At 46.0% G+C, this 22,458-nt stretch carries 21 protein-coding genes and 1 pseudogene; 16 read left to right on the top strand and 6 right to left on the bottom strand.

The window, feature by feature from the left end; translation table 11 throughout:
• The 6 genes from M3661_RS30935 to M3661_RS29200 all read left to right on the top strand — a co-directional run.
• Positions 1-107 (top strand): IS3 family transposase (locus M3661_RS30935; RefSeq protein WP_397376560.1); only part of this gene is annotated, 107 nt, incomplete at its 5' end.
• 733 nt (positions 108-840) lie between these two features.
• A complete protein-coding gene (locus M3661_RS30425) occupies positions 841-972 on the top strand; it encodes a hypothetical protein (protein ID WP_285853405.1) in 132 nt (43 codons plus the stop codon).
• Positions 973-1,080: 108 nt separating this feature from the next.
• The gene (locus M3661_RS29210) at positions 1,081-1,485 is read left to right on the top strand and encodes a hypothetical protein (protein ID WP_251490900.1); all 405 of its coding nucleotides are present in this window, start codon (positions 1,081-1,083) and stop codon (positions 1,483-1,485) included.
• Positions 1,486-1,594: 109 nt separating this feature from the next.
• Entirely contained in the window at positions 1,595-2,467 is an 873-nt protein-coding gene (locus tag M3661_RS29205) for a phosphotransferase family protein (protein ID WP_251490896.1), read from the top strand.
• Positions 2,468-2,496: 29 nt separating this feature from the next.
• Complete coding sequence (locus M3661_RS30930; protein ID WP_397376567.1) at positions 2,497-3,003, top strand: DUF2569 domain-containing protein; 507 nt, start codon at positions 2,497-2,499, stop codon at positions 3,001-3,003.
• A gap of 489 nt (positions 3,004-3,492) precedes the next feature.
• Positions 3,493-3,702 carry a hypothetical protein gene (locus M3661_RS29200; protein ID WP_251490893.1) on the top strand — a complete coding sequence of 70 codons (210 nt, stop codon included), beginning with the start codon at positions 3,493-3,495 and terminating at the stop codon, positions 3,700-3,702.
• 260 nt (positions 3,703-3,962) lie between these two features.
• On the opposite strand, the gene M3661_RS29195 is transcribed toward M3661_RS29200, so the two are convergent.
• The gene (locus tag M3661_RS29195) at positions 3,963-4,214 is read right to left on the bottom strand and encodes a hypothetical protein (protein ID WP_251490890.1); all 252 of its coding nucleotides are present in this window, start codon (positions 4,212-4,214) and stop codon (positions 3,963-3,965) included.
• 316 nt (positions 4,215-4,530) lie between these two features.
• On the opposite strand from M3661_RS29195, the gene poxB reads away from it, so the two are divergent.
• From poxB to M3661_RS29165, 6 genes are all read left to right on the top strand, one after another.
• The gene (gene poxB, locus M3661_RS29190; protein WP_251490887.1) at positions 4,531-6,252 is read left to right on the top strand and encodes a ubiquinone-dependent pyruvate dehydrogenase; all 1,722 of its coding nucleotides are present in this window, start codon (positions 4,531-4,533) and stop codon (positions 6,250-6,252) included.
• A 594-nt stretch (positions 6,253-6,846) separates the two neighbouring features.
• The gene (locus tag M3661_RS29185) at positions 6,847-8,037 is read left to right on the top strand and encodes an amino acid deaminase/aldolase (protein WP_251490884.1); all 1,191 of its coding nucleotides are present in this window, start codon (positions 6,847-6,849) and stop codon (positions 8,035-8,037) included.
• On the top strand, positions 8,025-9,362 hold the full coding sequence (locus M3661_RS29180; protein WP_251490881.1) for a D-arabinono-1,4-lactone oxidase: 1,338 nt from the start codon (positions 8,025-8,027) through the stop codon (positions 9,360-9,362). Before M3661_RS29185 ends, M3661_RS29180 begins: the two co-directional genes overlap by 13 nt.
• 320 nt (positions 9,363-9,682) lie before the next feature.
• Positions 9,683-10,198, top strand: coding sequence for a hypothetical protein (locus M3661_RS29175; RefSeq protein WP_065294033.1), 516 nt, complete (start codon positions 9,683-9,685; stop codon positions 10,196-10,198).
• Between the two features lie 164 nt (positions 10,199-10,362).
• A complete protein-coding gene (locus M3661_RS29170) occupies positions 10,363-10,500 on the top strand; it encodes a hypothetical protein (RefSeq protein WP_175400637.1) in 138 nt (45 codons plus the stop codon).
• Between the two features lie 197 nt (positions 10,501-10,697).
• A complete protein-coding gene (locus tag M3661_RS29165; RefSeq protein WP_251490878.1) occupies positions 10,698-12,983 on the top strand; it encodes an ATP-dependent DNA helicase in 2,286 nt (761 codons plus the stop codon).
• A 123-nt stretch (positions 12,984-13,106) separates the two neighbouring features.
• Here the strand turns inward: M3661_RS29165 and M3661_RS29160 are convergent, their stop codons facing one another.
• The 5 genes from M3661_RS29160 to M3661_RS29140 all read right to left on the bottom strand — a co-directional run bounded on the left by M3661_RS29160 (position 13,107) and on the right by M3661_RS29140 (position 19,805).
• Complete coding sequence (locus M3661_RS29160) at positions 13,107-13,967, bottom strand: MurR/RpiR family transcriptional regulator (RefSeq protein WP_065294031.1); 861 nt, start codon at positions 13,965-13,967, stop codon at positions 13,107-13,109.
• Between the two features lie 67 nt (positions 13,968-14,034).
• Complete coding sequence (locus tag M3661_RS29155; protein ID WP_065294030.1) at positions 14,035-14,754, bottom strand: hypothetical protein; 720 nt, start codon at positions 14,752-14,754, stop codon at positions 14,035-14,037.
• A 54-nt stretch (positions 14,755-14,808) separates the two neighbouring features.
• Positions 14,809-16,956: a hydantoinase/oxoprolinase family protein gene (locus M3661_RS29150; RefSeq protein WP_251490874.1), complete on the bottom strand. Its 2,148-nt coding sequence runs from the start codon at positions 16,954-16,956 to the stop codon at positions 14,809-14,811.
• A 165-nt stretch (positions 16,957-17,121) separates the two neighbouring features.
• The gene (locus tag M3661_RS29145) at positions 17,122-18,417 is read right to left on the bottom strand and encodes a citrate transporter (protein ID WP_083189600.1); all 1,296 of its coding nucleotides are present in this window, start codon (positions 18,415-18,417) and stop codon (positions 17,122-17,124) included.
• 38 nt (positions 18,418-18,455) lie between these two features.
• On the bottom strand, positions 18,456-19,805 hold the full coding sequence (locus tag M3661_RS29140) for an FAD-dependent oxidoreductase (RefSeq protein WP_251490870.1): 1,350 nt from the start codon (positions 19,803-19,805) through the stop codon (positions 18,456-18,458).
• A gap of 489 nt (positions 19,806-20,294) precedes the next feature.
• Between M3661_RS29140 and M3661_RS29135 the strand changes: the two genes are divergently transcribed.
• The 4 genes and pseudogenes from M3661_RS29135 to M3661_RS30925 form a co-directional block, all read left to right on the top strand.
• Positions 20,295-20,783 carry an NUDIX hydrolase gene (locus M3661_RS29135; RefSeq protein WP_251490867.1) on the top strand — a complete coding sequence of 163 codons (489 nt, stop codon included), beginning with the start codon at positions 20,295-20,297 and terminating at the stop codon, positions 20,781-20,783.
• Between the two features lie 142 nt (positions 20,784-20,925).
• Positions 20,926-21,678 carry a gluzincin family metallopeptidase gene (locus tag M3661_RS29130; protein ID WP_251490864.1) on the top strand — a complete coding sequence of 251 codons (753 nt, stop codon included), beginning with the start codon at positions 20,926-20,928 and terminating at the stop codon, positions 21,676-21,678.
• 74 nt (positions 21,679-21,752) lie between these two features.
• On the top strand, positions 21,753-21,998 hold the full coding sequence (locus tag M3661_RS29125; protein WP_251490905.1) for a hypothetical protein: 246 nt from the start codon (positions 21,753-21,755) through the stop codon (positions 21,996-21,998).
• Positions 21,999-22,085: 87 nt separating this feature from the next.
• Positions 22,086-22,232, top strand: a pseudogene (locus M3661_RS30925) (nucleosidase); the annotation flags it as partial.
• Positions 22,233-22,458 lie beyond the last annotated feature (226 nt).

The following is a 22,458-nucleotide window of genomic DNA, read 5'->3' as shown; positions in this document are numbered from 1 at the left end:
AGCTATATGACTACGTAAATTGGTTCAACAAACATCGCATCCATGGAACCTTAGGCTATATGAGTCCAGTAGATTACAGAAGATTATCCCTTAAAAAAGCTGTCTGATTTAGTGTTGACAATCCAGTAAACAGAAGTGGTACAGCAAGGATGTGGGTTCTATTTCCTATTTCTAGAGCACGTCATAGAAAAACATTAGAAGTAGGAATGAAGGGATATTTTATGGAGGGACCTAAAAAAGTAGCAGAAGCAGAAATAGTTCAAATAATTGGACTACTAACAAATTCTTGTATGGATTGAATTTTTGGAAGCCTGCTCGAAGCAAAGGCAACTACATATATCATGATATTCACACATCGGAGCCTGATAGAAGAAGGTACCTTGATGCGTGTAAAAAGTTATTATGAATAAGAAAGATACAAGTAATCGAAATTAGGAGATGTGAAATATGGTAACAATGGAAACCAAAAAACTTATAGTCCGCCAGTTTGAGCCTGACGATTGGAAAGGTTTGTACGAATATCTATCACAAGAAAATGTGCTTGAGTATGAGCCTTGAGTCCAGTATTGTAGCAGGGTGTAGATCAAAAATTTACGAGCCGTCTCATGATATCCTACCAGTTGGGCTGTCTTCATGACTTCTTCTGCGGACAATATGGATTGAAGGAATGACTGGAACATGGCAGACTTTTTCATGAGGTCGCCTCGTTTCGGGGGTTTGTAGGGGTACAAAATTTCAGCGAATGAGCGGCCTTTTCGCTATTTCAAAATAGTATTTTATTGGATAATATCAACAGGCGTGAAATAAGATAATTCAAAAGAAGTTAAAGGGGAATTATAGATGGAAAGTAAAATTAAAATATATGAAACAGAATCCCAATATTTTGGCCTCAATAATCACTTTATTTTACGTATTCAAGAAATGGAGAAAAAATCTGTTTATGGGGCTGAAGTTGCCAAAAAATGGACCTAAATTTTAAATCAATCTCTTAATAGTGAAACTTACCCCGTAATTCATCCGATCGGGAAGGAAACATTTTCATTATATGCAGAGTATCCAACTGGTGTATTTGAATATGCTTTGGACATTGACGGTGCTACTTCACTTATACAAGAAGAAGGTATTAAGCCGGTACAGTTTGCTCCGTCGCACATAATTGATGCTGTTTATCAAGGTAACATAAATAAAGACCCAAATCGGATAAAACCCAATCATAAAAATCCTGTAATGGTACTTCAGAGTCGATATTTAACTAACAACAAACCTTATTGTATAAATGGAAACCATCGTCTATTTGAAGCATATCGAAATAATGATGAACAAATAGAAGTTTATATTTTTAAAGATTTGGAGTTTGTCCCTTTCTTTTATGATGTTCTAAGTAAAGCAACATATTTTTTAGAAATTGATTACCATAATGTGGTTAATGATAAAAGATACCTATTGCATAGCGAAAATGGAGCATTTGCAAATGAATTTAAGTAGAATCGATAAGCAACAATCATAAAGTGTATTTAACGGTAGATGCTGATACGTTATAGGAACTCAGCCACAACTCAAGAAAGTAACACATTTATAATGAAGGAGCTTGTAAATGATCTCTACCTACATTCGACGCATTCAAGAAGTGTACCCCAATTTACATATTCAAGATGTTAAACAAAATGAGATCGGACAGAACAATGACGTATTTATTCTTAATGAATCTCTGGTCTTTAGGTTTCCTAAGTACAAGCAAGGATTAGAAAAATTAAAGCAAGAAACGGAGTTATTGGAATCTATCAGTAAAACTGTAGCGATGCCGATTCCCTATCCAGCCTATAAATCTTTTGATGAGATGGAGGTAGGTAAGGCTTTCATGGGCTATAAGCTAATTGAGGGTTCTCCTTTTTGGAAGGAAGAACTGATTAATATTAAAAGTCAAAACCTTATGAATGCAATTGCCTCACAACTTGTTACTTTTCTAATTGAACTTCACTCTATGGATATACCGAAAGCTTTTGTTTACCAAAAACAACATGAAAGTGTACATAGAACTATAGAAAATCTATATGTAAGAATTAAAGAGAAACTCTTTCCTTTTATGCGAGTAGATGCACAAGAAAAAGTAGCAGAGAACTTTAATGGATTTTTGAATAATACATATAATCAGAATTTGGAGCAAACCTTTATCCATGGAGACTTTGGAGCAAGTAATATCTTATGGGATCCAAAAGAAAACAGGATTTCAGGAGTTATTGACTTCGGAGGTTCCGGACTTGGGGATCCAGCATATGATTTTGCGGGAATTCTCTCCAGTTATGGAGAAGAGTTTTTTGAAGTATGCACGAATTTATACCCATATGGAGAACAAATTTCAGAACGAGTTCATTTTTATAGAAGTACCTTTGCTTTGGAGGAAGCTCTACATGGGATAGATCATAATGACCAAGAAGCTTTTGAAAATGGGATTAAAGAATTTAGATAGAACAACTGAGATAAGAGGGAGTTTTCTCAATGGAGACAAATGTTCAAGAACAGAAATATGACCATCTGCCATTAGGTGTATCTGGGCTAGGGGGGTGGTTGATTCTCGTACAAATCGGTCTTTACTTAACCATGATTCTATTAACGGTGCAACTATTCCAGCATTCATTACCTGCATTCAGATCCGATACATGGGAAGTACTAACATCATCAACATCACAATATTACCATCCTTTATGGGGACCTGTGCTTATTTTCGAGGCGATATATAATGTGCTATTTTTATTCTTCTGTATATTTATACTCATTAATTTTTATAGAAAGAAGTCCACATTACCTCGGCTAATGATAATTTTTTATAGTGTTAGTTTAATTATTGGGGTAATTGATTATCTATTAGTAATTCAAATTCCCTTAGCGAGTGAACTGGAAGATGGAAGCTCATTAAGGGATATAGTGAAATCTGTAATAACATGTGCAATTTGGATTCCCTATTTTATGAAATCAGAACGTGTACATAATACTTTTATTAAGTGAATCGATGAGCCTATATAACCGTCTTGAGGGAGCTGATTCCCGAGTTCTTGAGCGACTTCCAATTTCATCTTCTCATAAGGACGGATTCCTTTCCCAGCCGTGCTATTTCAGTTGTTGAGCTTCTTCGACCTTCAGCTCTCGGAAAAATAGGAGCCAATTGGGTAATTAACTATACCTGGCCAGCTGCAGAGGAATATATTGTGGGTATCCTGTATCAAGGGCGTCTTGTTGGCTCACCATCCCCGGATTGCCTCGAAACATGCATAAAGATTGGAATGGCTTGTCGGGCGTTATGTGGCATCGCCGTCCCTTGCTTAGCTGCATGCTTCGCCGCTGAAGCTGCTGTCGCACAATCTGCTAATCTTGTCTATGACGAAAGAAACTTATGAAGAAATCTGCCAGCTGCACTGTGGCATCAATCAAGCTGAGCGTGCATCGAGAGTACGGTGATCGGAAAGGAAGTTCAAATCAAAAGGAGGCACACTCTAAATGAAAGCGACGGCACCAGCCCCATCTTGCAATAGCTGCACGTTAGCGATCAATGGAGCAATTCGGGATTTGAAAGCAGCGAAGCGATTTGTTGCGTATAGGAAACTTGAGCGTGCTGAAGATGCTTTGGCTAACAGCCTTCCAGACATCGCTCGAGCAATTCGAGCAATTAACCGGTTTGAGAAGCGAAAACGTGAAAAATTAAAATAGGATTATGGATGGCCAGTTACTGATTGTATCGGCAGCTGGCTTTCTAGCTCAATAAGGTGTATGTTCTAAAAAGAAAGGGCCATCCGGCAAAGGATGGCCTTTAAACATGCCGTTACCGACAGCGTGGGAACCGTACCATAAGTGAAGCGAAATATTTGACCTTTACTGCTTAGGACATGGAAATACGCCCCAAGGGAGAGGGGCTCTACTGAATGGGAGGATTATTCTTAATAAGGGTGAGATTATCAATACCTTCCTTTTTAATGGCGTTCTATACGATTAATATTACGAATTGCCTTGGCAATGTCTGGGAGGCTATTAGCTAGAGCAGTTTCAGCCCGTTCAAATCTCCCACGAGAAAGAAATCGCTTTGCTGCTCGTAAATCCTTTATCGCGCCATTGATTGCAGTCTGAGCATACTGTGAACAGCCTAAACAAAACGGTGGTCTTCGCTGCGAAATAACTGCACTAGCTTTGCGTGTTTTAGCGGTTTTACGGTTATTAGAATGCATGGTATAACCTCCTTTTTCCAGCAATATATGCTAGTCTAACTTCGCTTGCCAAGGTTCGTATCACAGTAAGTGAAAATAAACGCTTCTGATATGAGTTGCAAATGCAGCTCTTTTTTTATTGTACTAATGGGAGCATTCCTATATTAAGTGAATGAAATGACCGAAATTTGACTACTTAATCGAAGATTGAAGCCCAAAAAAAACAGAGATGTGGATTGTCGGGCTTTCTTCTTGGTTCGGGCTTATATCGTTGTGAAATCAAGAATAGGCTGCTCGTATTATGGCAATATAATAAAAACAAAAAGGAGAGATTCCCATGAGAAGAACGATAGCGGATTCCATTGTGGAATCCCTTCTGAACTCCGGCGTTAAGCGAATTTACGGCATTATCGGCGATTCGCTCAATGCCTTGCTCGATGCGATCCGTCGTTCCGGAGAAATAGAATGGATCCATGTTCGCCATGAAGAGGTTGCAGCGTTCGCAGCGGGCGCGGATGCCGCCCTCAGCGGAGGAATCGCCGTATGTGCGGGTAGCAGCGGACCAGGTAATTTGCATCTCATTAACGGATTATACGATTGCCATCGAAACAGGGTGCCAGTACTTGCGATTGCCGCTCATATTCCGAGCAGTGAAATCGGCAGCGGCTTCTTTCAAGAGACCCGTCCGGACATGTTGTTTCAGGAATGCAGCTTCTTTTGTGAAGTCGTAACCGGACCAAAGCAAATGCCCCGAGCGGTTACGATGGCGATGCAAACCGCGACGGCAAGGTCGGGAGTGTCTGTCTTAGTTCTTCCGGGTGATGTAGCCGCTTTCGAATACGACGAAAGCCCCGTTCCGGAACGCGTCATCCATTCCACCCGGCCGATTGTCTGCCCTTCTACAGACGAATTGATGACGCTTGCCGACTACTTAAACAAAGGCAAGAGGATCACCTTGCTGTGCGGTGCCGGCTGCGCGGGAGCTCATGCTTCGCTCATGAAGCTGTGCGAGAAGCTGCAATCCCCGATGGTCATAGCGCTGCGAGGAAAAGAATATCTGGAATACGACAACCCGTATTCCGTTGGATTAACCGGCCTCATTGGTTATTCTTCCGGCTACCATGCCATAATGGAATGCGATGTCTTACTCATGCTGGGTACCGATTTTCCATACCGGCAATTTTATCCGCAAGAAGCGACCATCCTTCAGGTTGATTTGGATTCCTCCCGACTAGGCCGGCGAACGACACTCGCATACGGGGTGTGCGGAGACGTAAAGACGACGGTCGAAATGCTGTTACCCCTGTTAGAGGAACCGCACTCCCCTGATCATCTGCAGCACTTTGCGGCAGATTATGCCAAAGTCCGCGAGGAACTGGACAAACTTGCAGATCCCGGCCGAGCGCCTATTCATCCGCAATTCCTCATGAAGGTAATCAGCGATCTCGCAGATGAGGATGCCGTTTTGACTTGCGATGTTGGGACGCCGACTGTGTGGGCAGCCCGATACTTGAACATGAATGGAAAAAGAAGGCTTATTGGCTCGTTTAACCATGGGACAATGGCGAACGCCATGCCTCAGGCGATTGGGGCGCAGGTTGCACAGCCGGGACGCCAGGTCGTATCACTGTCGGGGGACGGGGGACTCACCATGCTGCTCGGAGATCTATTGACCCTTCGTCAGCATAAGCTCCCGATCAAGATCGTTGTCTTTAATAATGGTGCGCTTGGATTCGTGGAATTGGAAATGAAAGCAGCCGGCTTTTTAGAATTCGGAACGGAACTCGACAACCCAAACTTTGCGGTAATGGCTCAAGCTATGGGAATCGAAGGAATCCGGGTTGAGGATCCGAACGACTTGGAAAGCGCCGTTCGTCGAGCGTTCGAACACAACGGTCCGGTAGTGCTGGACGTCGTCGTCAATCGTCAGGAGCTGGCTATGCCGCCGAAGATCAACTTCGAGCAGGCACGCGGATTTACGATGTGGATGCTGAAAGCTGTTTTGAACGGGCAAGGCAACGAAATCATCGAACTGGCGAAAACCAATCTCCTTCGGTAATAAATAGGAGCATTTTGAAGTGGTGACTGCACACATTATCTTGGTCGTATGGCTAAGTATCATCATTGTTGATGAATATCAAAATGAAGATCGCCTTTGCAACTATTTAAAACCACATTACTAACTATTGTCGGGTGAGAATAACGTATATGCTTAAAAGTCGCTTAGTTGCGGCTTTTTTTATTTTCACGATATATGTTCTTGCCAAGAATCAATGATAAGAACATATATTGTTTTACGTAAATGAAGACGGTTTTCAATTTCACATTTTCGCTTGAGACAAAACTGGACCTTATGGTAATAACTTTAGGTGGACAGGGAACTATGCCTTAAAAAATGATGCAGACTGAGTAATGGGGTTAAGCAAAAGGGTAGTATAATCCAACTCGTTCTTTAATCCATAAAAAGGGAGCCCATTATGTATTCAGTTTATATGATGTAGAAAAATGCAGACCCAGCCTAAGATACGAGCTATCTTAGGCTGGGTCTTTTCGTATAAGAAATGGCCTCAAAATCTAGAAATAATAAATGCAAAGAACCTTAAATAATAATATAAGAAATCGTACATCTTCCAGACAAAGGAGGTCGAGTAGAGTGCGTGATTATCGTTACTATAAAGAAGTCTGCACGGGACTTCCGATGCCCTTTGCCTTCGTTGATCTTGATCTGTTGCAGCAGAATATTCAGAGCGTTCTCCACCTTGCGAATGGAAAAAAGGTTCGCATTGCGAGCAAATCGATCCGCTCTGTTGATGTGCTTCGGCGCATTCTACAGGCAAATGCGCAGTTTCAAGGGATCATGTGCTTCACGGTACCCGAAGCACTCTATCTCGCGCAGCAAGGATTCACAAACTTGCTGCTAGGATACCCTGCGGCGGACGCACGACTGCTGGAGTCCGTCGCCATGCATCAGCGTGAAGGGCACAGCATCACGCTGATGGTCGACTGCGAGACGCATGTCGAGCAGGCGGAAGCGGCAGCCGCCAAATATGGCGTGAGGCTGCCGCTCTGTGTGGACATCGATATGTCGATCGATGTCCCGTGGCTGCATTTCGGCGTATGGCGCTCGCCTATACGCTCTACAGCTGCGGCGCTCGGCCTCATCGAGCGCATTACGCAGTCGAAGCACGTCGTGCTCGACGGGCTCATGGGCTACGAAGCGCAGGTCGCAGGCTTAGGCGACCGCGTGCCGGGGCAGGCGGTGAAGAACGCGATCGTGCGGCTGCTCAAGCGCCGCTCAATCCGTGAAGCCGCTGCCCGGAGAGCTGAGCTGGTCGCGGCGATCGAGCGCATGGGCATTCCACCGCTGCGGTTCGTGAATGCAGGCGGCACGGGCAGCTTGCATACAAGCAGCAGTGAGCCGGCCGTCACCGAGGTTACAGCCGGCTCGGGGTTCTATTCGCCCGGTCTGTTCGACCACTACCGGGACTTCACCTTGCTGCCCGCCGCAGGGTATGCGATTGAGATCGTGCGTCAGCCGCGCGGCGATCTCTACACTTGCTTAGGCGGCGGATACACGGCTTCGGGCTCTGCAGGCAGCGACAAACTGCCGCGTCCATACCTGCCGCAAGGTACGGCACTTCTTACGATGGAAGGGGCGGGCGAAGTCCAGACTCCTATCTGCTACAACGGGCTAGAAAAGCTGAAACTCGGCGATCCGATCTTCATGCGTCATAGCAAAGCAGGAGAGTTATGTGAGCGATTCGCACATCTCTACTACATTTCGAACGGCAGTATCGTTGGCAAGACAACGACATATCGGGGGGACGGACTATGCTTTCTGTAAATTTGAAGGAGCGCAATACGAAAGTATGGCACAATTGGTCAGGACTCGTACGCGGATTGCCGAGAAGCATTGTATACCCGGCCAGCATAGAAGAGGTGGTCGGGATTGTTAAGGAATATGCCGCCGAAGGACGGAAGCTGCGTGTCGTCGGCTCCGGACATTCATTTACCCGACTCGTCCAGACCGATGATGTATTGGTCTCCCTGGATCAATTGCAGGGTGTGATTGCTGTTAATTCGGAGAAGGGGATTGCCGAGGTGTGGGGTGGAACCAAGTTGGATCGTCTCGGGAAAGAATTGCATGCCTATGGGGTCGCGCAAGAGAATCTGGGCGATATTAATGCGCAATCCATTGCAGGAGCGATCAGTACAGGAACACATGGGACAGGGGAGCGGCTCGGGAGCCTCGCAACGCAAGCGGTAGGTTTGACGGTAGTGACAGCAGCAGGGGAAATCCTCGAATGTTCAGCCCAGCAGGATGAAGAACTTTTTCGGGCGATGCAGGTGTCGCTAGGGATGTTCGGGATTATCGTTAAGGTAAAGCTTCGTGTTGTACATTCGTACGCTCTCCGCTATGCAAGCAGCAAAATGCCATTCTCCCAATGCCTTGAACAGCTTGATCTATTCAAAAAGGAAAACCGTCATTTCGAATTTTTTTGGTTTCCTTATACGGATATCGCTCAAGTAAAACTGACCAATATGACGGATGAGGTTCCCGGAACGCCAAGCCGCTGGAGTTACTGGAAAGTCATGCTGCTGGAGAATGCGCTATTCTGGTTATTGTCGGAGTGCTGTCGTTTCATTCCGCGCCTTTGCAAGCCAATAAGCCGATTATCAGCAACAAGCGTACCGGATGTGCAGGAAGTGGGGCATAGTCACCTTATTTTCGCGACGCCGCGGCTGGTTCGATTTAATGAAATGGAGTACAGTGTACCGGCAGACAGCATGCGAACTGTACTTGAGGAAATACGCGATGCAGTAGATCGGGATCAATTTGCTGTTCATTTTCCAATCGAATGCCGTTATGTTCAGGGAGACGATATATGGCTCAGTCCGGCGAATGGACGTGATTCTGGCTATATCGCTGTACATATGTACCGTGGGATGAAGTATGCCGACTATTTTGCCAAAGTAGAGGAGATCTGTAGACGGAATGGCGGGAGACCACACTGGGGAAAGATGCACACGATGCGCGCAGAGCAGCTGCGTACGATATATCCGAAGTGGGATGCATTTCTTCGCCTTCGTCAAGAGCTTGATCCTTCGGGCGTATTCTTGAACCCTTACTTGGCAGAAATGCTGCAACAGAGCGAGCAGGCGCACTAGCTGACGGTAACGTAACGAGTCCTTGATAATTCAAGCGTTAATTTGTTGTGGGATAACAATGATTTTTGAAATGACTACTCAAGTTCGGGTATCAAACATGGAAGAAGGACAGAAGTGGTATGAACCGAATAAGTCGGGGACATCTGCTAACAAAGTATTCATGCATCAGTTCTACCGCCTCTTGGTTGTCAGATGTATTACCATGGAAGAGGCTCAGGCGATAAACGCCCCAGCCTTAGATAAGAGCAATCTAAGTTGGGGCGTTTCTGAATACAAAAAGTTAGGCGAAAGTCCTAAAAGTATAATTGGAGGGGCTTTTTATGAAGGTGTGGGGAAAGCATCCAGATCCAAACAATAAATACGGAGCCACATTTACATTAGGTGAAAGCGACACAGATTTGCCTGAAAATGCAATTATCTCAGTAACTCGTGGAGAGAAATTTGATTTTATCAGAATAATAATAAATGGTATTGTAAATGAATTTGTAAAGAAACAACTCACCAAGAATGAAAACCTAATATATGCGAAACTTTCAGGGCAATTGCAGGGGGGAATTGGTCAAACGGTTACAATTTGGAGAGATAGGGAATCAATGAATAGATTTAGAGCTAAGGGAGCACATAAATTTGCGAAGAGGTTTTTTTCTTGGGTTTTCTATGGGGGCAAAGTAGAAGCCTATTTTTTAACTTGGAGAATAAGAGAGATTCCAACTGAAATAGAAATCGAAAAAACAATAAAGGAATACGGTAGATACTTTGTAGGAGGAAAACTTGTTAGACAATCAAAACAACCAAACAGTACATTAGAAGTTGAAAGTGTAGGTAGAAATCGTTAAAGGTAGCATCATATTCATGCATCGGGCTATACCATAGACGTGCTGCTCGCATGAACAACGCATAGGGTGAAGCTGCTCATTACATAATACTACTTGAGGAAACTGGGTTTTCTCAAACCGCTCAGATAATTACGGGTTCTCATGACATGAGGAGGTGTTATGTGATGAACAAGAAGAATGATGCGAAGCATAATTCCAAGCAGGTAAAAAAGAAATTAGGTGTTCCAAATGTTGATACGGAATTTGCGGCAGAAACAGGCGCTGGTGCAGATGCAAAAGCCTCTAAAAATCGAACTTCGTAAAAATCGAACTTCGTAAAAATCGAACTTCGTGATTAACGAGTTGACAGCGTCCTTGCGTTCATAATGAATGCAAGGGCGCTGTTGTTTTTGTGAAGAAAGGATTTGTTGAAAAAGGTTCATTAAAAGTAAGGAGAACTAACCGTTTTATGGTATACTATGGAACAAATGTTCTATAGCGAAAGTCAGCGGGTGAAGCGATGAAGGATCAAGTGAAAATCGCTGTGAGGCCTTTGGTTGAGTACGTGTACCGCAGCGGGGATTTGGATAGCGGTTTCAGGACGGGAACGGCCCTGACGGAGGGAACCAAAGCGCATCAGCAGGTGCAGCGAACTTACGGTGAGGCGGATCAGAAAGAAGTATATTTATCGGCAGAGATTCCTTGCGGGGATCTGTTGTTTGTCATAGACGGGCGTTGCGATGGGTTGTTGGTGGAAGATGAGGGAACTGTCGTCATCGATGAGATTAAGTCGACTTCTGGCGAGATCCCACAGTCACTGGAGGATACCTATCCGGTTCATTGGGCTCAAGCTAAATGCTATGCCTATATGTACACCAGAGAGCATGGAAATGCTCGAATGAAAATCCAATTGACCTACGTACAAGTCGTAACGGGCGAACAAAGACGGTTTCAGCAGGAAGTAGTTTTTGCGGATTTGGAGTTATTTGTACGGGATGTGGTGGAGAATTACGCTCCTTATGCACGGATGCTTCGCGATCACCGGATATCACGAGACAGAAGCATCAGCGGGCTGGATTTCCCTTTCAGCAATTATCGGGCTGGACAGCGTAAATTAGCGGGAGCGGTCTATAAAGTGATCGAAGAGGGAGTGAAATTATTTGCGAAAGCTCCCACAGGGATCGGAAAGACGATCTCGACTACTTTTCCCGCCATAAAGGCAATGGGGACGGGACAGCTTGAGCAGTTTTTCTATTTGACCGCTAAGACGACTACCCGTACCGCAGCGGAGGAGACGTTCGCCCTGATGCAGTCGCGAGGATTGCAGATGCATACCGTAACTATTACGGCCAAGGAGAAAATTTGTTTTCAGGATCAGGTGAGCTGCCGCAAGGAAGATTGCCCATTCGCGGACGGCTACTATGATCGGATTAATGAGGCTGTACTTGATATATTGACTAATGAGTTGCTTATCACCCGGCAAATCATTGAGCAATATGCACGCAAGCACCGAGTTTGTCCATTCGAATTTTCGCTTGATCTCGCTTATGTGGCGGATGCGGTGATCTGCGACTATAATTATATTTTCGACCCTAGAATTTCTTTGAAAAGAATGTTTGCCGAGCGGAAGAGCCGGACGGCGCTTCTGATTGACGAGGCGCATAATCTGGTGGATCGGGCGCGAGAGATGTATTCGGCCACATTGAATAAAGGGGATTTTCTCAGCTTGCAGCGGGAATATAAAGAGCTTAACGCTGAGGTGCACAAGGCGGCCAAGGCAGTGAATTCCTTCTTTATACAACTGCGCAAAGAATCGGACGGAAACGCACAAATTACGCAGGAAGTTCCTGTACAACTGGTTGAACGGGCCGAGGCATTGATCCTCGCAGCAGAAGAGGAGCTTGGCTCCCGTCAGGATACAGAGCAGTCGCAATTTTTGCTGCAGGTTTATTTTGCGACCCAGAATTTTGTGAAGATCAGCAAACTATATGACGAAAGATATGTAACCTATGCCGAGATTTCTTCGAGAGAGGTATCCATGAAGCTGTTCTGTCTCGATCCTTCTCATCTGCTGCGGGAAATGGGCAAGGGCTTCCGCTCGCATATTTTCTTCTCGGCTACCCTTACGCCAATGTCCTATTTTCGGGACATGCTGGGGGCAAGTCCAGAGGAGGATTATACATTATCGCTGCCGTCTCCTTTCTCCCGCGAGCAGCTCGCGGTTCAGATCGAGCCGTTGTCGACGCGTTATCACGATCGCGAGGGAACCAAGCTTGAGCTGGCGAGACGCTTGGGGCAGATGATTACCGACCGTCCCGGAAACTATTTATTCTTTTTTCCTTCTTATGTTTATATGAATCTCGTCTATGAAGCTTTTGCTGCTGCTCATGCAGAAGATGCAAACTTGCGGCTGTTGCTACAGCGGGGGGATATGGCGGAGGAGGAGCGGGAAAGTTTCCTGTCAGCCTTCGATGCTGGAAATGAAGGGACATTGATCGGTTTTGCGGTAATGGGCGGAATTTTCTCCGAGGGGATCGATCTAGTGGGGGATCGCTTGACCGGCGTTGCCATCGTTGGTGTTGGACTGCCGCAGATCGGCCTGGAGCGTGATATCATCCGCGACTACTTCAACTCGCAGGGCAAGAACGGTTTTGACTATGCCTACGTATATCCGGGTATGAACAAGGTACTGCAGGCCGGCGGGCGGCTGATCCGTACAGAGACGGATCAGGGACAATTACTGCTGATCGATGACCGTTATCTGCACCCGCATTATGCGGCATTGATGCCGGATGAGTGGAAGTGAGCGGTAACGGGGGAACTTTCACATATATATGGATTTGACCAAAAAGGTTTTTGCCCGCAAGTGTGGTCATGACAAAAGCGCCCCTTCCGTGATGGAAAGAACGCTTTAGGAACTTTGTAATGTTCATAAATAATAGTTGGTCATCGCCTGATCGCTGGCCAGAACGGCCTCACTGTCAAGCTTCTTCTTCAGGTAAGCCTTGTCCGATGAAATGAAGATGCTCATGATCAAATCGACGACGAACAGGAACGTGATGTGGTTGGACATCAGCGCGCTGTTATTGACCGATATCTTATCCGGCACGATGATGTTCAAGTCCGCATTCTCCGTAATGGGTGACGAATCGTAACAGGTGATCGCAACCGTCTTGACCTGGTGAACTTGTGCGATCGCAACCGTCTCCACGATTTCCTTCGTCGAGCCGGAGCGGGAGAATGCCACAACAGCGTCCTCTTTGCTGCATTGTGCGGCGGCGATTTTCATGGCGCGGCTGTCATTGATCGCTTCGGCCATGATGCCGATGATGGACAAGCGATTCTTCAAGGCGATAGCGGCCAGATAAGAATCGAACATGCCGATTATATAGATGCGCCGTGCTCCCTTCAGAATGTCTACCACTTGGCGGAGCTGTTCCTCGGTGACAAGCGCTGATGTATTGACAATCAGTTCATTATAATCGAGTGCAAGCGCATCGATCGGATTGATTTCTCGTCTCTCTTTTTTCTTAGCCTGCATATCCCGATAGAAGGCGTCTTGGGCGAAGGCGATTTTGAAATCGTTGAAGCCCTTGAATCCGACCTTTTTACAGAAACGGTTGATACTTGTCTCCGATACGCCGATTTCATTGGCAATGGCCGTAATCGTGTTGCGCGTAATAAAATCCGGATTGTGTATGACGAAATTGGCGATCTGATTCTCACCATATGTTAATTTTTGTGATTGGGATACGATTTTGGCGATGACGGCCGGAACCTGTGAAGACATGATACCTCCTCCTGATCTAACGCTGGAAATGACTACTCCGGTGCGTGTCTGGCAATAGCTTTTCCCATTATATCATACTGAGTGAGGTATTGAGAGTTCGCCCTATCCATAATTTGCAAGTTTCGATCTGTTCCATAAAATCTCCCTTCGCAAGCTGTTGCTCCCCGATCAAATAGGCATAGTCCAGCAAATTGGGGAGGAAGGGAAGTCCCAGCAGCTCTTTGCAGAAGGCATGCGCAGCAATCTCACAGCACTGCACTACGCTTGATTTCCTCGTATATGGCCCTAACCTAAAAACCTCAATCCGCTCAAGCTTTTCATTCGTAAAAATCTTCTCCCGATACTCCAGCCAGTGATAGAACTCATGAGCCAGATGAATATCGACTAGAAGGTCGAGATCCGCTGCGCTGCCACATAACCTCTCGCCTAGGACCTCTTGGCATACCGTCCGCATTCCCTTGAGCGAGGAGGCGTATAGTATAATTTCCGGCGTTGTCTTGGAGAAATCGATCTGTGCGCGAAAGGAGACGTTATGAAATTTGCCAGAAGCCTCCGTGATCTCATAACGAAGTCCGGCATCCCTGCACATGCGGCGAATGCCGAGGCCTTTGTACGTCGTAGCCGCCAAGCGTCCGGCTTGAAGCGACTCATGAACGTAATACAGAATTTTCTCCGGCGGTATTTTATGAAACAATGGATCCTGGCACAGCTCCATACAACCTAAGATTTCATCGGACAGACCGGACAGACCGGACAGTGAGTTCGGCAAAAGGGGTTGTACCAGCATTCGGACGCCTCCTTAACGCTCTGCAGTTTCGATAGAATACAAGGCGGATTTCTATTACTGATAAGCCACAACCAGCAATTCATCCTCAGTTGCGAGCATTTCGGTTTCAATTTCAAGGATGGACAGCAGCTGCTCTTTGGTCTGCATGCCGGTTAAGTCCAGCATCTTCTCCTTATAAAAGACAAACACCTTCGGTATCGTGGCATTGGCATCGGAATAAATGGTGTTATCGTCCAAGAATGAGCTTAGCGCTTCCGGCGCGGATTTGTTCAGCTTCGTATAGTGCACATTGCTCTTCTTGAAGCGGACGACGCCTTCACGGTCAAGAACGCTGACAGAGCTGGATTTCTTTTTGAACAAGCCAAAAAAAGATTTCTTCACGTTCTCGCTAACGAATAGGCTCCATCGCCCGGTCTGTGCGGCGAGTGTCGTTGATTCTAGGGGCTGGTCGATGGAGCTGGCAGCAACGTCTCTCATATCTTCCACCGACATTGCTTCCTGTGTCAGATCCTTGGAGCGCAGCTCGGTGGAGCCAGTCGCCATGGCGCGGAGAATATTCTTCTGGCTGTCGATCTCGATGCTGACTTCGACTGTCTCCTCAGAAGCACCGGACTGTACGATACGCTCGATGATGTCGGCGCGAATGCGCTTGATATCCTCTTCGGTAGGATTGACGACCGTCCGCTCAAGCTGTTCTTTGACCATAGCCAGCGCTACGCCGATCGTGGAGACATAGGGCGCATTGTTGGCGATTTGCGATTTGAAGCCTTCACGCTCCGCCATTGCCGGGACGAGCACCGCACCGCTGCCGCCGCCGCCAACCAGCGTGACGAAGCTGCGGTCGAGTTCATAGTCCTCGATCATCTCGTTGACGGTCTTCATCGTCTTATCGATGGCAATATTCATAACCTGTCTAGCGGCTTCCTCTACGCTTAGTCCAACATGATCGGCCAGCGCCTTCCATGATTTCAGCGCTGCTTCCTTGTTTCCTCTGGCATAATCGCCCTCGGGAATATAATTCAGAATGTTGGCCGCTCCGGCTAGTGTATACGAGAATTCTTTGCCTCCGGCGCATTCGCAGATGACATATTCGGCAGGGTCGCCCGCGCGGGGACTGATGAATTTCACCTTCGGATCGACGATGTTCTCTGTCGGGGTGAAGGCTTCGTACTCTTTACCAGCGATATGTGCGCTGCGCGGTCCAACATCGGTAATTCTGCCACCTGCCACCTTGATCATGCTGCCGCCGGCGATGCCAAGCGTGCGCACATCCAAGGATTGCAGGTAGGTGCGGTGGCCGCCAACCTCAGCATTCTTGATCATTACCTTGCCGTTCTTGATCACGGAGATGTCGACACTGGTTCCGCCGACCTCGAAGAAGATTCCGTCGGAAATCTTCTCGTACATCAACGCCCCGGCAACACCTGCGGCAAGACCGGATAGCATCGTTAGAATCGGACGCTTGCGAACCTCGTCAATGCTCATGACACCGCCATCGCAGCGCATAATCATGAGTTGGGACTGGATGTTGGCATCCTTGACGGACTTTTCGGTCATATTGGCGGTCTCCATCATTTTCGGAATGAGGGAGGCGTTAATGACAGCTGTTCTTGTCCGTGTCTTCAAACCGTAGAGCTGGCTGATCTCATGTCCGCCCGTAGCGTAGAGACCCTTGCGGTTGGCAAGATCAACGACACGCAGCTCATTGGTTGGATCATCTACGCTATACGCTTCGGAGGCGACGATCACCTCGGCGCCCTGAGCCGCCAACTCGTCGATGGCATTGTTGATCTGCTCATCTGTCATATTTTTGGAATCCAGATACGTATGAAATGTGTGCAGGAATTTGCCCGGAGCCAGCTCGATATCGCCCGGATTGGACTCGGAGCGGGCGCTGAGCCCGTCGATGCCCGAGCCCATACCGATGATGCCGATACGTGCTACGTCTCCTTCGAGCAGAGCGTTGGTAGCCTGTGTTGTTCCGTGGGCGATGAAGGTAACGTCTTCAGGCTGAATTCCTCTGCTGTCCAGAATTCGCTTCAGTATTTGTACAATCCCTTTGGCCACGCCGTCCGGGTCATGGTGGGTGGTTGGGATTTTCATTTTCTCAATGACTTCAAATGTTTCATTGTCAATTAGTGCCGCATCGGTAAACGTACCGCCGACGTCAATGCCGACCCTTACTTTCGTTCTCCCCATCATGTTCTCCTCCAGTTGGCGGGTCAAGGACCTTCTGCTCGAGCCTCGAGGGTTCTTCGCAGGGCCCTTGTACCCGGTTTTATCTATAAAGGTAATTCAAAAAGCCCACTTTTGAGGACGAAGTTAATCATGTAGTTATTCGACATCGAATCTTGAATTCACCCGGGCTTAAAACACCATAAATGATCCAATGATGACGGCGATCAAGACGGATACCATTGTCCATGGCAGTGTCTTCTTCAGAATCTCGTTAATGTCGCTCTTCGTGAAGTCAGCTACCCATACGTTATGCGAGTTCGTAGGGTCGGAGACGGATTGCACGTTGCTGACAGCGCGCAGGGCAAGCATTGCAGCTACCGGAGTCATACCTGCGGATACGAACAGGGCGGCGATGCCGCTGCCAAGGCCCCATACGTTCAGCGGTCCGCGGTAGATGGCCAGCGGCGACAGAATCGTGAAGAACAGGATAAACATTAGTGGGGTATTCGGCAGCACGGACTCGATCAGCGGCGAGATGACCGCCGATACTTGCGGCGACATAACGGAACTGAGCAGAATGCCGATCCCGATCATGAGTCCCATTGCGCCAGCAACGTCTTGAATTCCTTCCACTAGGGCACTGGAGAGGATATGGACTGGACGCTTTGGCCAGGTGAGCAGGATCGTGACGATCGCACCGGCAATAACGGCCGGAACGATATCGATCTTGAAGATAAAGACGAGCAGTACCGGTACGAGCGGGCTAATCAGGGCAATCGCAGGCACCTTTTTGTCACCGCCGCCAGGTGTTGCAGCTGGCATTGTCCAAGCTTTGCGGCCTTTGCCATCTTTCCGGATATAGAACACGATCATGGTCAGGGCAATGAGGATCAATGGGGAAGCCACAACCAATGTGTAGTTGGCGATTTGGTCAACGGAAAGACCAAGCACATCGACATATACAGCCCAGTTGGACACGTTGAACAGGGATCCGACGCCAACGGCAAGTAGAACAACGATGGAAGCGACGAATTGGGAAATGCCTGCCGTCAGCATAATCGGAATGACGATCGTGCCGACGAGGATGACCATGCCCAGTCCTCCTGCTGCTGAAAAAATAATGGATGCGGTAATGAAAAATAGAATAGCTATAAGTACAGGTTTATCTCCGGCCAACTCAGCCGCCTTGCGAATAATGGATTTGGTGATGCCGACTTTGTTCAGAATTTGGCCGAACCAGGCACCGAAGATGAGTCCAGCAATGGCGCCAGATAGTTTCATCGAGCCTCCGGCCAGAATCGTCTTGGCGATGGTTGCTGACTCTGGATCACTTGATAACAGCGGTACGCCTGCGATAATGGCGAACAGAATCGCCATGCAGGGCAGCGCCAGTATAGTTGGAAGCTTGCGCGTCATCATTAGCCCTACAAACACCAGAAATACGAGCAGAATACCGATTGCTTGGAACCACATTGTAGTTGTCATCTGAATTTCCCCTCTCCAAATGGGTGAAATAAGTTGAACTAAATTTCTAGATAAGCCCCTTGCTCTTTGAGAATCGTCTGCACTTTCTTGATGTCGATGTCTTGTACGTTCTTGCCCTCTAACGCCGCGAGTGCAGCGGCAATCCCGCCGCCATGACCGATGGCTCCGGTCGTCGGAGTGGTTCTCATCGCCGCTTGCGCTTCAAAAGTTGCCGAGATGCAGCGGCCGATAACGATCAGGTTATGTACGGAGGCGGTAATCATGCAGGAATAAGGAATGCTATATACGCCGCCCCATTCCAGTTTCTGATGCTTGGTGCCCTCGCCGTCCGGGCTATGGATGTCGATCGGATAACCAGAATGGGCGATCGTATCGTCGAACAGGCGCTGCTGCAAAATATCCTCGGCCGTCAGCGTATAGATGCCTTTGATTTGACGCGAGCCACGAACACCGATGCTTGGTCCTGTGGACTCGACAACCGCATGCTCGAATCCCGGTATGTATTTGCGGACGAACAACTCCAACTCACGGCACTGCTTGCGACCTTCTATTTCAGCCTGACTGAGACTGTGCGCGTCGGTTGCGTCATAACCGATAATCCGTGTTGTGTTGAGGATGACTTCGCCCGGGTTATTAGTCTCAAAGAATAAAATATTTTCACGCGGAATGGAGATTTCACCCTGCTCCTTGGCTATTCTGAACAGGCTGTCAAAGCCGCCAACCGACAGACGTGGGGACTTCTCAATAATGGAGGTATCCCCGTTATACAGTGGGAAGTCTTCCGGATGACTGTGAATATATTCCTTGACCCTTGGGATATCGACGTTGTACATTTTCATTTTCAGGGTCATCGGCTGCGTTGCTCCGTCGGATTCGCGTCCTTTGGAGTATTCGACTCCGGCAAGGGCCGAGAGGTCGCCATCACCCGTTGCGTCAATGAAGACGGAGGCATGGATGTCGCTGAGCCCGGATTTATTGCAGACCTGTATGCCCGTGATGCGGCCATTTTCCGTATAAACGCCTGCCAGCATCGTATGGTACAAAATATCACCGTCCGCTTCCGTGACCATCAGCTCCAGCTCATGCTTCATCGCTTCGGCGTCAAACGGGGTAACAGAATAGGTAAATCCGACCGTGTCGAAAATATGTCCCGGGGATTTGCCCAACCGCTTCAGCCGCTCGATCAGATGCCCGGTGAAGCCCTGAATGACCTGCTTCTCGCCAGCATGGAAAGTCATCATTGGGCCGACGCCGTTAGCGGTCAGTGTGCCGCCAAGAAAACCATGAGACTCGACAATAAGCGTCTTCGCCCCAGTCTTGGATGCGGCGATGGCCGCCATAGCCCCAGCGATGCCCCCGCCCATTACAACAACGTCATACTGATTCATGTACGTTTCGCTCCTTTACTCGTAAGATGAATTCCTCTGATGCCTTTAGGCTAACAAATAAAAAATACTTTGTAAACGCTTTTAGAAAATAATTTTCTAAATATCCGAAAATTATGAAAATTGTTTACTAAATTTCGATAGTTGATGTGAGAAGGAGGTTTGAGTGGAATTATCATAAAGAAGTAGACTTGCGAATGTTCGGAAGTCTTGATAGGGTATCGACGATAATGAGATTGATAGATCGCCGTTCGTCGGCTTAACAGAAAACATCTAAACTGGTGGAAGAAGCAAGGCAAAGGCTTTCGGAGAAAGATTCCGCTCTTATTAAGCAAAGACTGTTTTGACCAGTGAATCCGATTCGTGCTTACAAATACGTGAATTTGTTGTGAAATTGAACCAATTTAATGAGGCTTAGTTATCTTCCTGAGGAAAGAGAGAAGAAATTCTCACTTTTTTTTGAAATACAAATTGTTGAAAGGGACTGATTATATGTTCTTTGTTAACTCCAGAGCGATAATTGAAAGAGACTTTAATAATGAAAGACAAATTGTAATTCAGACAAGAAATAAACCCAACGAACCATTGAAGATTGAATTACCTGGAGGACGAATTGAACCATATGAATCATTGACCCAAGCATTGAGAAGAGAAGTAAGGGAAGAGACCGGACTGGAAGTAACAGAAATTGAGGGAGAAGACACAAGGATTGATACAAGTGGAATAGATCCAGAATTTGAAGTTGAATGTATGAAACCCTTTGGAGCATATCAAACAATAAGAGGGCCAATTGATTCAGTAGGGTATTATTTTAGATGTAAAGCGGAAGGAGAGATAGTACAGAGCGGGGATGATACGACAGATATTAAATGGATAACCATAAAGGAGCTATCAGAATTAATCAATAGCAACCCATTACAATTTTCAAACGTTGATCGAGCAGGGATCATTTATTACTTAAAGCAACTTGAAAGATCTTGAATGAGTCTCAAATAAGGCAGCTGACATCAGATATCATGTTATCTATGTTACGGCCTTATTATCTTACATAAACACTATAGGAAATCAGCGCAAACCGAAGACCGAAACGAAATAATTTGATCTCTAGAGTGGGGGACGAAATATGAAAAAGATCATAATCATTACACTAATGGTTATGCTCATGAGTTCTTGTTCATTGCAAGCAATTACTTATCCTAAGGAACTAGCACTTGCTCAAGAAACTGAGCATGCTAAGATTTACGTTCGAAAAACAGACCAGGATATTAATGACATGGTGGAAATAATATCAAGTGAGTTCGAAAATCAATATAAACGGATTACTGATATGTTCCAAGTCTCACCCTCTCAAAAAGCAATTATTCATATTTATACGGATAAAGACCAGTTTCGCCAGATGATTGGCCGAGACACCGAAGGAACATATGATGCTAGAGATAAGATAATAAAGGTCTATACACCAAATGACTTAAGTAGAATCGATGTTCGCAATGAGTACACATTTCAAATCATCCATGAATATGTTCATGCGATTATTCAACAAATTAATCAAGAGATCGGGAATATGAAGTGGTTGGACGAAGGTACAGCGTACTATGTCTCAAAACAATTGGAAGCTGAAATAAAGAGCGAAAGATATGTCCATATATCTGCCCCTGATATAAGTAAATTTTTAAAGAGTCAGACGTATTTTGATGAGGCGGGTGGGCAAGCATATTACTTTTCTGGTCTAATCGTACAATTCATTTATGAGAAGTATGGAAAAGACAAGTTCAATAGAATAATCAGAGAACCTGATGAGATTGAAAACATATTAAATAAATCTATTGAAGATTTGTATATGGAATGGAAAGAGTATGTAAATGCCTTATATTAATGAACACACAACCCAGTCTAAGATAAGACTATCTAAGGCTGGGTCTTGTCGTCAACGGATTGGAAGTGATCTCTATTAGTAACATTGATAAGCGAGATAAACTTAGTGAAGAAGTGTTTACTTATAGACAAACGAAAGATAATAAAACAATCATTTACTGGAAGGGCAAACAAGTAACCATTCTTGCCGGGAAGGAAAGTGAAAGGTTTTTACAAAAAATCGCAAATAAAGATCATAAAGAAGTTCAATTAATAATGGCAAAAGCAACTGGAAATTTTAAGCGAGGAAATGAGAAGGATAATAAGAAAAAGAAGACTTGATAGTAAAGAATGTCAAAGGTAATTTGTATTTGAGATGGCATCGTGGGAAAATTTTTTTGTAGGGGACAAGAAAAGGAGTAGAAGTCAATGATTCAATCCTTCATCTTTGATATGGATGGCACACTTTTTCAAACCGATAAGATTTTAGAAAGTTCACTCGAAGATACCTTTAATCATCTGAAGTCACTAAATAAATGGGAAAAAGAAACTCCTATTGATAAATATCGTGAAATTGAATAAATCAGATTTGGTGACGATGATTATAGATAAGTATGGCATTACTCATGGTGCAGTAGTAGGGGATCGAATATCGGATATAAATGCAGCTAAGGATTGTTTTTTGCAAGTGAAAAATGCTCAATTTTGCAGCCAAAAATGCCAAAGCACTTGCCATCCACCTGCAAAGCTACAAAGGAACCCGTTCCATCGCTTGCTTGAAGCGGAAACTCTCTCCCGTGAA

This window comes from Paenibacillus sp. MER 180, from assembly GCF_023713665.1.
Lineage (GTDB): Bacteria > Bacillota > Bacilli > Paenibacillales > Paenibacillaceae > Paenibacillus_B > Paenibacillus_B suaedae.
This window is presented reverse-complemented; position numbering and strand designations above follow the sequence as displayed.